This window comes from Desulfamplus magnetovallimortis (assembly GCF_900170035.1).
Lineage (GTDB): Bacteria > Desulfobacterota > Desulfobacteria > Desulfobacterales > Desulfobacteraceae > Desulfamplus > Desulfamplus magnetovallimortis.
The window spans coordinates 307,790-323,139 of record NZ_LT828544.1; the positions used below are offsets into that span (position 1 = coordinate 307,790).

Here is a 15,350-nt window from a genome sequence, read left to right on the forward strand (position 1 = left end):
AGTCCCTGATCTTTGGCCATCTTGATTGATACAGGATCAAAGTTATTCATGAACAGTGAACAGCAGATCTCCCTTCCGCATCTGCCGATACCGCCGCATTGTTTGGACTGGTTTCTTATACCCACCTGTCTCATTTCAATACGGATACGATACTCTTTGACAAGCATTTTTACAAGCTCACGAAAATCAATTCTTCCATCTGCTGTGTAAAAAAACGTCAGTTTAGTGGCATCAAAAGTACTCTCAACCGAAAAGAGGTTCATTTTAAGGTCAAGTTTATTTATACAGTCAAGGCAAAAATCATGGGCTTGTTGTTCAAGTTTACGATTCTCATCCCTTTTCCTGAAATCCTCCTCTGTTGCAATACGAAAAATCTGTTTCAGGGGCTTCTGGTTATCAGGGTCGTCATATGGTGCCGGAGGTACTGTAACAACTCCGAGTCCGAGCCCCTGTTCTGTTTCAACAATTACGTTGTCACCGATTTTCAGCACAAAAGCGCCGCTGTCAAAATCGTATATTTTGCCAGCAGGTTTAAATCTTATTCCTGCAAATCTGGTCATTGGACACTCCGGATTTAAAATGACTTTTAACTCTTCGATTGTGGCGGATATCCGCCATGTACGTTATGAAAAATATGGTTTATGAGTAACAAAATGATATGAGGGACAGAAAAAAATTCTCAAGGATCAATCTGACAGATGCATTGCTTTCAAGCCTTTTTTCTGCTGTGTGAATGGCTTCAAGGGATTGCATTGAAAAGTTTGAAGGCAGTATCTGTGCAATATATTGGACATGCTTTCCAAAATCTCTATTAACCACAAGATCAGTGGAGAGAGATGACTTTCCGATGCATTTTACAACTGCGATATCCCTTAGCCATAATTTGATGATCAGAATGGAATCTTCCAGCAGCTCCTCATTTTTACTTAACTCGTGGGCCAGCATCATTGCATTAAGTGTATTTTTATTACTTAAATGACGCAAATTGGTATTTGATGCAGATGCGTATCTGGAGATAACAGCCGATTTGGCAGCAGGATTGGTATGATGGAGATCAGATGGCCTGTCTGGTTTTACCAGTAAAAAAAGTCTGGATAAAAGCCAGTGCCTTCTTTTTATCCAGTCAACAGGTTTGTTTGCGCTGTCAGGGCTGTTGTTAGATTCTTGCTCCCCGTTTGCTTGTACCCATCTTTTGGCTTTTATTGTTTTGGTCTCAGATGGGTTATATATATTGGCCTCTGATAAAATTTTGTTGTCAGGAGCAGCAATATTTAAGAGCATCATTGCTTTTTTTATGTTGCCATCAGATGTTCTGGCTGCAATTTTTGCCATTTTTTCCGGGATTGCCCACTTTTTTATAAGATCTTCTGTAACTGCTGAAACAGATACAGGTTTAAACCTTATATGTCTGCATCGGGAAATGATGGTAGGCATAAGCAGGTTGAGATCTGGGGCAGTAAGCACAAAAAAGGTTCTTTCAGGAGGTTCTTCAAGACGCTTTAAGATAGCGTTTCCTGCTTCCTGGTTCATTGAATGGGCATCAATGATCATAACCATTCTGATGGCTGCTTCATGTGGCTTTGCAGCAATGGCATTGCAAAGCTCTTTTATCATGTCAGTCTTTATTACGTTTTTTTCCGGAAAAAGTGTGATAATATCCGGATGCATACCGGCGTCAATTTTAAGGCATGATCTGCACAGGTTACATGCAAAACCACTGGTTTGAGCATGGCGGTTAAAGCAATTTAGACTTTTTGCAATGAATCTTGCAGACTCCTCTCTTCCTGCTCCATTGTTACCAGTAAAAAGAAGTGCATTAGGAACTTTTGTGTTGAGAATAAGCAGCTTCAAATCATCCATCTGTATTATGGATGCTGGAACCGGGTGCTGCTGTGAAACATCAAAATCATGTTCTCTCTGTCCGAGGCTCATGGTTTAATGGTTCACCCGCTCCTTGAGTTCTTTTCCGCATTTAAAAAAAGGTAACTTTTTGGGAGGAATTGTGACTTTTTGGCCTGTTTTGGGGTTTCTACCTGTGTAGCTTTCGTACTCTTTTATAAAGAAACTGCATAGTCCACGTATTTCAACTCTTTCTCCCATTGCAAGGGCATCAGTCAATGAGTCAAAAAAAGTCTGTACCACTTCTGCTGCTTCTGCTTTTGTCAGCCCTGATTTTTTCTTCAGGGCGGAAATCAGTTCAAGTTTATTCATAAATCCTCTTTGTCATTCCCTTGTTTGTGGCAAGTCGATTTGAGTGATATTTGTTGTTTGAAAGTTTTTTTGGCCTGTCCGCCACAGATAATCCGCAGCTTAAAACCACCATTCATAGTGACAGGAATATATTGAGTAATAAAATGATTAAAAAAGACTTATTAACCAAATTCCAACAGAAAGTCAAGGGGTTATGAGAATATTGGCGGGAGTTTTTCAAGATCAGCCTCATCAATCTCAACACCGGCAAACTGACCAAGAGCTTCAATTCGGATTATAACACGTCCTTTCCCTTTATATTGCATGAATTCTCCTGTTGCTCCTGCCATGGGGCCATTTATAATAAGCACAGGTTCTCCTTTTTTTAGCACAGATGTTACAGAGTCAGTTATTATATCTGTTCCGCTTCTTGTGATTATTTTAAGGGACTCAATGTGTGTGTCCGGAACAGGAAGCGGTTTTTGCTGTGAGCCAAGAAGTCTTACTGCACCTGTTGTTTTAAGAACCTTGAGCTGCTCCCTTGGGTCAAGGGATATATTGACAAAAAGATATCCTGGAAAAAGAGGTGCATTTATCATTAAATTTCTATCTTTACGTCTGCTCCTTACTCTGATTGTTGGCAGGAATACCTCAATGGATTTTTTTTTGATCATATCTGTCACTATGTTCTCAAACCTGCTTCTTGTAAGTAATGTAAACCACTGTTTTTCTAACAACATTTATTCAAATTCTCCGATTCCATGAAGATTGACCATAAATGAAAATGCCCTGTCATCAGGGGTATCAGAGTAGGCAATCCTCATTGACCAGCAGGGTCTGTTCAAGTAAAGCCCTGTCATGGATTCTATTGTTCTGTTATTAATAAGATTTTGTTCATAAATAGCAAAGGCGCTAAGGCTGCCTGTCAGTTTTGTCTCAAGTCTTGAGTAAAGGGATTCTGAGACAGAGTTGTTGTATCCGTATCTTGCAAAAAATGAATCTCCTCTTGGATTTTTCAGAGTAACCTGGGTGTTGCATGTATTGAAACTGTTGTCATATGGAGACCATTCAATATCTCCTTTAAGGGTCAGAAACGAGTATGGGGAGAGTTCCATTTCAGCCGAGATATCAGAAAATTTGTGGCCAGAAGATGATTTATGCTCAAGTACACCATTTTCATCAAAGGATGTTAATGATGTGCTTGTTTCGTAATAGTTGTTCCCTTCAAAGATATTGTCAGAATATATAAATCCGTCGGAGTCTGAAATGGAGGATGGATCTGTCTCTTGATCTTCTTCCGGATCCAGATAGTAACTTTGACTTATTTCAAACCATGCAAATTCTCTGTAAACCGGTGATATTACGGTATTGTTATTATTGACTTTATTTCTGCTCTTTTCCATGGAAATACCCAAATCATTTTCATGACCTGGGTTTGCAAGGGCATTTTTTCTGGATGTAAAACGGTTGGTAAGAGTCCATGTAATCTGGTTTTTTCTCTCAATATAATCTGTTGAATCAAACCACGGCAGGTCATTTTGATTAACTTCAGGAATGTAACCATACTCTATTTTTGGTGTAATCTCGTGTTTTACTCTCTCTGCGAAGCTGTTTTCAGGCAAAAAAATCTTTGACAGTGTTGTTGACATTGCAAGGTTTATATCCAGAATTTCTCGGTGACTGAAGTTCGAGCCGCTATCTGAGGAGTTCCAGTTTGTCTGGCGAAAACCCACGGATGGCTCAATGAATATAGAGTCAGTCTGGATTGGAAGATAAAACTTGGGAAATATATCGCTTCTGTATCCCTTTACAAGTGTGGTTGTAGTCTCCTTTCTGTACATGAATGTATATTCAGAATCAAAATCAAAATAGAGAGGTGAACTGCCAATTTGCTGCTTTATAGTATCAAGTGTGATGGCTGGTGCTCTTTGCAGTGTTGTGTCTTTTATATCTGTCTGCCTTGCAACTACATCATCATACCACATTATTCCCATATTGATGGCTGCGCCATATTCAGACCATATCCTGTTGATATTTACGCTGTTTTTTCTTGTGGTATCATCATACTCATCAATGCCTCTTCCAAAAGTGTCCTGAAAGATGGCACTGGTTGTATCGTAACCTGTGTAGCCATGTCTGAACTCATGCATATAGTCAGCGTCGCTTACATAATCAAGATCCACAGTTGCATTGCATTCATTGCTAAACTGATAACTGCTCTTGGTTCTGAACCAGTATCTGTCCCTGTTTGTTCTCTGGGGGGTCGATGATATCTTAAAATCAGATGTGGCATCAGTGCCATCATCAATTTCAAGGTCATTAAGATAATCATACAAAATGGTTATTCTGCTCTCTTTGTTTTGAACATGGCGGAATTCAAGTGCTGTTTTAATTCCCCTTTTATGCATGTAATTTCCGTACAATGATGCATCTGTTTCTCTTGAAATGGCAAGAAATAGCGGCTGTTCAAATTCAAATCCTTTTCTGTCAGATGTGGAGATGCGTGGTGACAGAAGTCCCGTCTGTCGCTTTGTTTTTGCAGGAAAGGCAATAACAGGAAGGTAAAGAGCTGGAATGTTTCCTGCCCATAAAGTGGCTCCCTTTGCAGTTCCATAACCCTCTATGGTGATTTTGATCTCCTTTGCTGATATCTTCCAGTCAGGTTTTTCACCATCACATGATGTCAAGGATGCTCTATCTGCATGATATGTCTTTTTACCTGTTTTCTGAATGGTATCACCTTTTATATAGAAGTGATTTTCCTGGGTAAAGATAACACCATTGTAAATAGTGCCTGTCTCATCATTCATATTCAACAGCAATGAGTCGCAGGTTATGGAATCATTTCCTGACTTTAAAATAACGTTTCCTGATGCAATAACATTGCCGGTAATGTTTGAAAATTCTAAATAGCCTGCACGCAGTCTGGTATTCCCCCCTTTAAGTTCCACATTATCCTGTGCAGTATATAATTGTTTCTCTTTGTCATAGCTTACCATTCCGGCTGAGATATGCCACTCATCATTTTTGTTGTTGTATGAAAATGAAAATGCCTCTCTGCAAGGCATACAGATATTTAAGGTCGCTAAAAGTAAAAAAGCGACATGCAGAAAATGTATATGTGGAAGAAAGGTTAGGCTGTTTTTGATAGTCATCATATTAGTAATTTACGTTTTTTTACCGTGGAAATGGATACAAATTTCCATATTCGGGGGTGGCTGAATGCCGGCCATGACCGTTTAGTAGCAAATTCTGGCGTTCTTTATATTTCCGCAAAAGCGGAGATATGAAAGATGCCTTATATTTTTCTTTTTTACTGTTTTGAATGACGCAAAATTGCTGTATAAAGCCATTTTAAAATGAAATTGTCAAGGCATCAATAAAGCCTTGATTCGTGTAGAAAATTATGATGACAGGGAAATGTAATATGTGTATTATTGGAAATGGAGCTAAAGGTTTTTTTGTAACCCTTGAGGGCATTGAAGGATCTGGTAAGACTACACAAATGAAAAATATTGCTGATTTTCTGGCAAGAAACGGCCATGATGTTGTTATGACAAGGGAGCCTGGGGCAACTGAAATTGGCAGTAAAATACGCTCCATTCTTCTTGATCCTGCAAACAGAGGCATTTCTCCAAAATGTGAACTTCTGCTCTATGGTGCAGATCGTGCACAGCACCTTGCTGATGTGGTTCTTCCTGCACTTGATGACGGGAAAACAGTTTTGTGTGATCGTTTTGCTGATGCTACAACAGCTTATCAGGGCTGGGCAAGGGGGCTTGACATGGCTGTTGTTGAAAACATATACCTTATTGCAGCAGGCTCCTTAAAGCCAGATCTTACTATTCTTTTTGACCTTGCACCAGAGCTTGGCCTTGCAAGGACATTTATGGCATTAAAAAATGGTCAAAGGGTTGACAGTGAATCCCGTTTTGAAAAGGAGAAGATTGACTTTCATGAACGTGTGAGGCAGGGTTATCTTGCCATTGCTGAAAAGGAAAAGGAGCGTTTTATGGTTGTTGATGCATCCTTGCCCGCAGATGAAGTTTTTAATCAGATAACTTCACAACTCAAAGTCAGGTTTTCTGATAACCAACATGGCGGTTCACCGCCACAATCGAAGAGTAGAAAGTCTTTATAAAAACAGCCATTTGCGGGGACTTTCATATAACCAACATGGCGGATTACCGCCACAATCGAATGGATGAAAATCCCCAAACTGCGCGGACTTTCATATAAAACGGTCATTATGATAAAGGACAGGAACTTAGGAGATGAGTTATTCAATACTTGATGCCATCGGCAATACTCCGCTGGTTGAAATAAAGAGAATAAATCCCGTGCCTGGAGTCAGAATTCTTGCAAAGCTTGAATATTTCAATCCTGGTGGTTCGATCAAAGACAGAGCAGCGCTATCCATGATTGAACAGGCGGAAAAAAAAGGAGAGCTCACAAAGGAGAAGATTGTTGTGGAAGCTACAAGTGGCAATACAGGCATTGGCCTTGCCATGATATGCTCAATAAAGGGCTATAAGCTTCTGCTCACCATGTCTGAATCTGCAAGTGAGGAGAGAAAGAGAATACTCAAGGCAAGGGGTGCTCAGATTCTTCTCACACCAGGACATAAAGGCTCGGATGGAGCCATTGAAGAGGCCTATCGCCTTGGCAGGGAAAACCCTGAAAAATATTTTCTCACAGATCAATATAATAATGAAGCAAACTGGCAGGCCCATTATCATACTACTGCTGTTGAGCTTTGGGAGCAGACCCATGGCAACATTGATACTGTTGTTGCAACTTTGGGTACGAGCGGCACATTGATGGGGCTTTCAAGGAGGCTCAAAGAGTTTAAGCCTGATATAAAGATTGTTGGTGCAGAGCCTTTTCTGGGGCATGCCATACAGGGGCTTAAAAATATGAAGGAGTCCTACAGACCTGACATTTTTGATAAAAAACGCCTGGATGAAAAGGTGAATATCGAAGATGAAGAGGCATTTGAAACAGCACGGCGAATGGCCAGAGAAGAGGGGCTTTTTGTGGGGATGAGCAGTGGAGCTGCCATGGCTGTGGCCATCAGGGAAGCAAGGAAACTTAAAAGTGGTACGATTGTTGTTATTTTGCCTGATAGTGGAGAAAGATATCTTACCACCTCTCTTTTTACTGTAAAGGATAATATTCAGCTTTATCTTTATAACAGTGTTGAGAAAAAAAATGTTCTGTTTGAACCTCTTGAGCAGGGAAAGGTTTCTGTTTATACCTGCGGCCCCACTGTTGACGCTTCTTTGCATGTTGGTCAGTACAGACGGTTTGTGTGTGCCGATCTGTTGTGTCGCTATTTGGAATACCGCAAACTAACAGTTAACCATGTTGTAAATATTACGGATCTTGATGATAGGACTATTCAGGGATCAGAAAAAGCTGGTATATCTCTATCTGATTTTACAGATGGTTTTCTGGAGCGTTTCAAATCTGAATTGACTCTTCTTTCAATACGTGAGGCCCAGGCCTATCCAAGGGTAAGAGATCATCTTGATGGTATGGTAAGGCTTGCAGGGAATCTGGCAGACAAGGGCTTTGCTTATGAGAAGCTCAATTCACTTTATTTTGATCTGTCAAGTCTTCACTCATACGGGGCACTTTCCGGTCTGGATCTTGATAAAATTAAGGTTGGGGCAACTGTGGATCTGGACGATTATGAAAAGGATAATCCCAGGGATTTTACCCTTTTAAAGCGTGTGGGACTCTCTGAACTTAAACGCGGGCTCTGTGTCAATACTCCATGGGGGAATGTACGACCATCTCTCCATCTTCAGTGTGCAACTCTTTCTACAACTTATCTTGGAGAGCAGTTTGATATCCATACAGGAAGCAGGGAGCTGCTTTTTCCACACCATGAAAATGAAGTTGCAATTTCCGTTGCTGCAACAGGCAAGAGCCCTGCAAGGTACTGGATGCATTGCGATTCTGTGCAGTATGATGGAAGCCTTGGGAAAAATACTGTTTGCGGTGGAGACTCTGAAACTGAAGTTAAATCTGTATCAGAGGTTGAATCTCAACCTGAACCTTCCCTGGAGTCGTTGACATTACCAGTGCTTATGGAAATGGGATGGAGTCCAAGGGCTATCCGTTTTATGCTGCTTTCTGCACATTACCGTAAACCTTTGATTTTATCACAAAGAGCATTGAGTGATGCCGTTCGATCACTTGAAAAATTGGATCGCTGTGTTCATTCTCTTATGTGCATTGTCTCTTCAGAAAATGGCACGAGCCATAAAAGCTCAATGCTTGATTCTGCCGAATCTGACACAAGCCATAAAGGTTCAATATTTGATTCTGCCGAATCTGACACAAGCCATAAAAATTCAATGCTTGATTCTGCCGAACTCCCTGACATGGATCAGCTTCTTTATGATATCAAACACGGTTTTCTTGTGGCAATGGATGATGATTTTAAGATATCGTCTGTTTTTGCTGTTCTTTTTAAGGGAATAAGGGCTGTAAACCGTTTGATGGATGAAGGAAATCTTAAGAAAACAGATGCAGAGTCTATTCTTCAGCTTTTGAAGGAGCTGGATAATGTTCTGAAAATTTTTGACTTTAATCCTGAAAAGAGAGTTTCTCCTGAAATTCAAAAGCTTCTTGATGCAAGAGAGATTGCAAGGAAAAATACAAACTGGGAAGAGGCAGACAAAATAAGGGAGAAGCTTATTGCCATGGGAGTTGAGATACATGATAAAAAATATAAAAAGTGATAAACAGTCCTTTCTGCCGTCTGCTGACCTCGACCATAAAAATGGGGATGGCTGTTTTCATGGCCAAAGTAGCGGGGATGTGACTATGAGAGCAATTTTTTTCCCATTTACATTTTTGAACAAAAATGAGTCAGCACTTTTATCATCCCTGTTTCAAAAATCCACTTTTCTCAGCATACAATCTGAAAAAGAGAGGGCAGATTCTTGTGCCCGTTCTTCTGAGAGCCATGGAGAGAGTGATGATTTTGCACTTTCAGGCATAAAGGAGGGAGATGCTTCTTCTAATTGTGATATAAGCTTAAATAAACAAAATCCTGCCAGGACTATGGACAGATCAGTGTTGACTCCTGTTATCTTTTCCGATGATGAAATTTTGCCTGTTATTAAATCTGTTGCATCATACAGGGAGTGGGCACAACTCAACCAGGGGACGGGCAAGGGGTACCTGAAATCTGTTCTTCGCGAATCCCCTTATTTTACAAGTGACACCGATATCTCATCTATCAGGTGTCAGATAACAAAAGGTATAAAGGGTAATGCACAGGGTGGAATTGTACCAGATTTTTTATCTTCAACATCGGGAAGCTCAGGGTCTGCTAACTCATTTTCTTCTGCTGAATCTTCATGGCCGGAGCAGGCTAACCAAGAAAATGATGATAAGCTGTTCAGATCGCTTCTTTTCTTGAGACTTGCACAGATATCTGATCAGGAACAAGAAGAGATTGATACTAAAATGTTATCACTTGATAATTGCGAGAGACTGCTTTTTACACAATTAAAAGGCGGTGACTTTCAGGAACAAGATGACGACCCCTTTACCGGCGATGAGTTTTTTCATGGTAATCTTTCATTTCATGATTCAACGGCCACTCCGGATCATAAGAATTATGATGGGTATTCTAAAGGTAAGGGTACCTACAGTGACAGAGGACGTTTCATGACAGAGCAGCGCATGATTGCCTGGTCAACAGCCATGAAATCAAGATTTGAACCGGAAGGAGAATATCTTTTTATAACATCAAGCCCAGCAGTTCTTGATTTTATCATATCTGTGGCTGAAAAGAGTAAATTGATGCTTGACATCAACAACTTTAAAGTGCAAAAAGAGACCTGTTCCCATAAAGATCAATGGCAAAAGGATTTTTGTGGAGCAGTGGAAACCTTAATTCATGGTGGTCACTGGAATATGGTGAATTCAATTCCCGAGGATGACTGCTGTGCTATCTGTGTTGATGTCAGGCTATTTCTATTGTCCGGTGAACATGTGGAAAGATTATTATGTCTCTCCAGGCGGAAAGACAGTGATTCTGAACTATTCCGGAACAGCGGGAAAATGATTCCTGTGCTTCTGGTGGCTTTAAAAAATAAAATGCTTGATTTGATCTTTAACCTGTTATAAAGGCGTTCTTACAGAATGTTTTTATAATGGAACTGTATGATGTTTAATTAATTTTTCAGGAGGCTTTTAAAATGGCTTTTAATCCAATTGTTGATGAGTCAAAATGTGTAGGTTGTGAAGAGTGTGTTGATGTATGCCCAGTAGAAGTTTTTGAGATGGAAGATGGAAAATCAGTTCCTGTCAATGCAGAAGAGTGCATGGGTTGCGAGAGCTGCGTTGAAGTTTGTGAAGAGAATGCCATTGTTATAGAAGAAGACTAAATTCTTTTTTTATTATTTGCATTTAAAGCCTCTTTTTGCTTACCAGGGTTCCTGTTGAAGTGAGAAGAGGCTTTTTTTTGCCATATTTTTCTGTATTTTTTTGAAGTTGCAAAACATCAATCAATCATGGTATTTACACATTTATTATGAAACAATATGTTATTGATGATCTTCGTATTGAAGATTACGAGAAAATTAAAAAATTTTGTGACAAGAGCTTTGGAGAGCCTTCTCTGGGCTCAATATACTGGATTGAGATAGAAAAGGATATTCTGAATCAAACCCAGAGTGCTCATGTGGATTGTCAACCCCACTATTTTGTGGTTGAACTTCAGGAGAGTCGTCTCTCCTGTGAGTTTCTTGTCAGAATAAAAAACAGTATAAAATGCGACTGCATGGCATATGCGGATCGTAAACAGAGAGAGTGGCTTATGGACATGATGGACGCCATACTTGATGAACTTGCCATTTCTGTTTGATTTTCTGGCATCCTTCATATCATACAGAAAGTACTTTACACTTTCCGGAACAGTATCCCCGAAAAACGGGCATTCTGTTCGGGAAAGTGTAAACTGGTAAATGAAAGATGCCGATTTTCTGTCTGATATTTTTTTGTTCAGCGTTTGACTCACCGATTTTCAATCCATCAGCTTCCATAAGTTTTATTAGAAAGTCTCCATAACATGCTGATATAAAACGATTTTCATGTTTCGTTGTGATGCATCAGCAAACATGGGGGTTTATTAGAAAGTCTCCATAACATGCTGATATACAACGACTTTCATGTTTTGTTGTGATGCGTCAGCAAACATGGTGGTTATCAGAAAATCTCCATAACATATTGATATGTAAAGACTTTCATGCATCGTTGTGATGCCCTCGCAATCAAGAGGATTTATTAGAAAGCCTTCGTAAGAACCTGTTTTTATAAAGGCTTTCAACACTTCGATTGTGGCGGTGAGCCGCCATGGCCGTTTTAAAACATGCTGGAGCAATTGAAACCATGCTGAAAATAATTCCACTTGGTGGTTTAGGTGAGATTGGCCTTAATATGATGGTTGTGGAGTACGGAGATACCATCTTTATTATTGATGCTGGTCTCATGTTTCCGGAAGATTACATGCTTGGTGTTGATATTGTGATCCCTGAAATGGAATATATCCGTGAAAATCGGGATAAGGTAAAGGGTATTATTCTGACCCATGCCCATGAAGATCACATTGGCGCAGTGGTTTATCTTCTTCGTGAAATTGTGATCCCTGTTTATGCTACAGCCTTTACCCTCAGTATTGTGCAAAATAAGCTCAAGGAATCTGATATTACACAAAATGTCATATTCCATCAGGTACATCCAGGTGAACATATTCATATTGTTCCGTTTGACATAGAGTTCATAAGAGTGAGCCACAGCACAGTTGATGGAGTAGGACTCGCTATCCGTACTCCTGTGGGGCTTGTGGTACATACTGGAGATTTTAAGATAAATCACTGTTTTGAAGAATCTAATGTTACAGATATCTCAAGATTTGCTCGACTTGGAGACGAGGGGGTGCTTGCCCTTTTCTCTGACTCAACAAATGTGGAAAGGGAAGGATATACAGACTCTGATCAAAAGGTGGGTGAAGCACTTGCACAGATTGTATCAGAAAGCAGCGGGCGAGTTATAATTGCCCTTTTTGCTTCCAATATTTTCAGAATCCAGCAGATAGTCAATATAGCACTTCATTCCAGGCGCAGACTGGTTTTTAATGGCAGAAGCATTGAACAGACAGTTGCTGTCGCAAGGGAGCTTGGTTATCTAAAATATCCTGATAATATGGCGCTTGATGTAAAAAAAGTCAATAATCATCCTGATTCTGAGCTTATGATTGTGACAACCGGAAGTCAGGGAGAACCAATGTCTGCTTTGGCACGCATGGCAACCGGTTTTCACAAGCAGGTGAATATTAAAAAGGGAGACAGTGTTATTCTATCTTCCAAATCAATTCCAGGTAATGAAAAAGCAATTTCCAATATCATCAATAACCTTTACCGTAGGGGCGCCAGGGTGGTGTATGACAAAATAGCACAGGTTCATGTTTCAGGGCATGCCTGCCAGGAAGAGTTAAAACTTATGATTAACCTTACTCGTCCTGACTATTTTATCCCCATACATGGCGAGTATCGTCATCTGGTCAATCATGCGCGCCTTGCAGAAAAACTTGGATTGCCCAGGGAGCATGTTCTTCTTGCTGAAAATGGGAATGTCATTACATTTGAAAAATGTGGTAAAGTAAGCGAACAAAAGCCAGAATCATTATTTTTAAACACTGAATCAGTGCATTGCTGTGAGAGTCAAGAGACATATGATGTCAGGGGGAGTATAAGCGGCAGTGTTAACACAGGGCGGGTATTGATTGACGGTAAAGGTATCGGCGATGTTGGACGCAGTGTCTTGAAAGAGCGCAGAAATCTCTCTGAGGATGGTCTTGTGGTGGTATCCATGATCATTGATGAAGAGACCGGCATTGTGCTGTATGGCCCTGAACTGATTTCTAAAGGATTTGTCTTTGGTGCAGAGACAGGCTATCTTGTGGATGATGCACAGTGCGTTATTCTTGAGATTGTTGAAGAGATTGAGGTTGGGTCAGAGTCAAGGGTGGATCAGATAAGATCAAGGCTTCAGAAAGCCCTGAAGCAATACTTCTTTTTTACAATAAGAAGGCGTCCTGTTATTCTTCCAATTATAATTGAAGTTTAGTATTGCACTGAACAGTCCTAACTTCCAATGATTGCCTCCATATTTAAAAGGACTTTCATTTCATAGATTGTGGCGGGTGCCCGCCATGTTGGTTATATAACGTACATGGGCAACATGGAGAGACCTATGTGATAAACTTGCCGCCATGTTGGTTATATAACGTACATGGCTGATGACCGCCACAATCGAAGAGATGAAAATAGTTTTAAAAACAGGCTGTTACCGAGACTTTCATATAAAATTGCTATATGGTTAATGTACCTAATAAAAGAGACATGAAAAAAGAGCTTCTTGCTATTCTGCTCTCATTTCTTGTTGTACTGACAACGGCAAGTCTTGTTTCATACTCTCCCCATGATCCATCAATCAATCACCAGGCATTTTCAACAACAAGGGTTGAAAACATTTTTGGTCTTGTGGGGGCACATCTGTCCGGTATTCTTGTTGGATTGTTTGGAGTGGGTGCCTTTTGTGTACCCATCTTTCTCTCTGCCTGCTCCCTGTGGTTTTTCAGGGGTAAAAAGATTGAAGCAATTGCCATTTCTCTTTTAGGTGGTGTCATGCTTATGCTTTCCACTGCATCATTGCTTTCCATATTGAGCAGTCATTTGATGTTGTGGGGGAGGCAGTTTTCTTCTGGTGGCTTTATTGGAAGCACTATTTCTTCTGTTCTTATGAAATATACCAATACATCAGGCTCTGTTATTATCCTTCTTTTTTTTCTGTTTGTTGGACTCCTTGTTACCACCGGAATTTCAGCAGTGACTTTTTTTTATTTGATCAAGTCTCTTATTTTAAACTCTATTGTTTTTGTTGCTGCAAAAATAAATTTATTAAAAAAAATTCTAACGGCAATATACTCATCTTTTGTGGGCATTGTGAAGGAGCACGGACCTATTCCTTTATCTTTGCCTGATTTTAGCATGAAGTCTCTTGTATGGAAAAGACAGCAGGATGAATCTGAAAACAGTTTTTCCAACGGATTGGATATGAAAAGGGATGCCGCTGGGACACCATTTTCAAATGGCGCAGACTCTGAAAATGATAAAACAGAGCGTTATGCTTTTAATGGAAATGATTGTAATACCGATGGTGCAAAGGATAAACTTTTTAATGTATTTAAAAGAGGCACTTCTGATTCAAGTGGTCGGAAAGATAAATCTTCTGCCCAAAAAGGTCTATCCGGTAGAATAAATCAGCAAAAACATGGTAAGTCAGGGGCGCAAAAGCATGAAGATTCAAGCCTTAATAATCATGATGATCTCAATTTGCTAAATAATAAATCTGATAATCCATCATCTTTTGTTCTTCCTCCTTTATCCCTTCTTAACGATAAAAAGAAGCAGACAGTGGGTCCTGATATGGAAGCTTTAAAGCTAAAATCTGAGATTCTTGAAAGTAAGTTGCGTGACTTTGGAGTCAAGGGAGAGATTGTTGATATTCTTCCGGGGCCTGTGATTACTACCTTTGAATACAGGCCTGCACCAGGAATAAAAATCAGCAAGATTGTTAATCTTACTGATGACATCGCCCTTGCTTTAAGTGCTTTAAGTATAAGGATCAATGCACCAATTCCGGGTAAAGATGTTGTGGGGATTGAGATTCCAAATGATCACCGTGAAGTTGTTGTTTTAAAGGAGATGCTTGAGTCTGATTCGTTTGTGTCGTCTCCTTCAAAATTGACACTTGGCCTTGGAAAGGATATTCTTGGTAATCCTGTGTCAGCCAAAATGGATACAATGCCACATCTTCTCATAGCAGGTGCGACAGGTACAGGAAAAAGTGTTGGGTTAAACTCAATGGTCATAAGTCTTCTTTTTAAGGCAAGGCCAGATGAAGTAAAATTTATAATGGTTGATCCAAAGCGCATTGAGCTTTCTGTGTATGATGATATTCCACATCTGATATCACCTGTTGTTACTGATATGAAAAAGGCCACAAATGCACTTTTCTGGGCTGTTAAAGAGATGGAGAGAAGATATGAACTGCTTGCAGAAAACGGCGTTCGC

The 15,350-nt window shown here is 40.0% G+C and carries 12 protein-coding genes; 7 read left to right on the forward strand and 5 right to left on the reverse strand.

All coding sequences use genetic code 11. The features are described from left to right. From MTBBW1_RS11560 to MTBBW1_RS11580, 5 genes are all read right to left on the reverse strand, one after another. On the reverse strand, nucleotides 1-560 hold a 560-nt coding region (locus MTBBW1_RS11560; protein ID WP_080803618.1), incomplete at its 3' end, for a PSP1 domain-containing protein. Nucleotides 561-639: 79 nt separating this feature from the next. Then, entirely contained in the window at nucleotides 640-1,932 is a 1,293-nt protein-coding gene (locus MTBBW1_RS11565) for a DNA polymerase III subunit (protein WP_080803621.1), read from the reverse strand. A gap of 3 nt (nucleotides 1,933-1,935) precedes the next feature. Then, the gene (locus tag MTBBW1_RS11570) at nucleotides 1,936-2,211 is read right to left on the reverse strand and encodes an HU family DNA-binding protein (RefSeq protein ID WP_080803624.1); all 276 of its coding nucleotides are present in this window, start codon (nucleotides 2,209-2,211) and stop codon (nucleotides 1,936-1,938) included. Nucleotides 2,212-2,402: 191 nt separating this feature from the next. Beyond that, complete coding sequence (locus MTBBW1_RS11575) at nucleotides 2,403-2,930, reverse strand: UpxY family transcription antiterminator (protein WP_080803627.1); 528 nt, start codon at nucleotides 2,928-2,930, stop codon at nucleotides 2,403-2,405. Next, the gene (locus tag MTBBW1_RS11580; RefSeq protein WP_186441226.1) at nucleotides 2,931-5,258 is read right to left on the reverse strand and encodes an LPS-assembly protein LptD; all 2,328 of its coding nucleotides are present in this window, start codon (nucleotides 5,256-5,258) and stop codon (nucleotides 2,931-2,933) included. Between the two features lie 359 nt (nucleotides 5,259-5,617). On the opposite strand from MTBBW1_RS11580, the gene tmk reads away from it, so the two are divergent. The 7 genes from tmk to MTBBW1_RS11615 all read left to right on the forward strand — a co-directional run. Continuing rightward, entirely contained in the window at nucleotides 5,618-6,331 is a 714-nt protein-coding gene (gene tmk / locus MTBBW1_RS11585; protein ID WP_080803633.1) for a dTMP kinase, read from the forward strand. Between the two features lie 133 nt (nucleotides 6,332-6,464). Then, the gene (locus MTBBW1_RS11590; protein WP_080803637.1) at nucleotides 6,465-8,942 is read left to right on the forward strand and encodes a cysteine synthase; all 2,478 of its coding nucleotides are present in this window, start codon (nucleotides 6,465-6,467) and stop codon (nucleotides 8,940-8,942) included. Then, entirely contained in the window at nucleotides 8,920-10,341 is a 1,422-nt protein-coding gene (locus MTBBW1_RS11595) for a hypothetical protein (protein ID WP_080803639.1), read from the forward strand. Before MTBBW1_RS11590 ends, MTBBW1_RS11595 begins: the two co-directional genes overlap by 23 nt. A gap of 71 nt (nucleotides 10,342-10,412) precedes the next feature. Beyond that, a complete protein-coding gene (locus tag MTBBW1_RS11600; protein ID WP_080803644.1) occupies nucleotides 10,413-10,601 on the forward strand; it encodes a 4Fe-4S binding protein in 189 nt (62 codons plus the stop codon). 146 nt (nucleotides 10,602-10,747) lie between these two features. Further along, nucleotides 10,748-11,080 (forward strand): hypothetical protein, encoded by a 333-nt coding sequence (locus MTBBW1_RS11605; protein ID WP_080803647.1) that lies wholly within the window; start codon nucleotides 10,748-10,750, stop codon nucleotides 11,078-11,080. Nucleotides 11,081-11,604: 524 nt separating this feature from the next. Continuing rightward, nucleotides 11,605-13,341 (forward strand): ribonuclease J, encoded by a 1,737-nt coding sequence (locus MTBBW1_RS11610; protein WP_080803793.1) that lies wholly within the window; start codon nucleotides 11,605-11,607, stop codon nucleotides 13,339-13,341. 275 nt (nucleotides 13,342-13,616) lie between these two features. After that, the coding region (locus tag MTBBW1_RS11615) for a DNA translocase FtsK (protein WP_245809348.1) at nucleotides 13,617-15,350 on the forward strand (1,734 nt) is incomplete at its 3' end.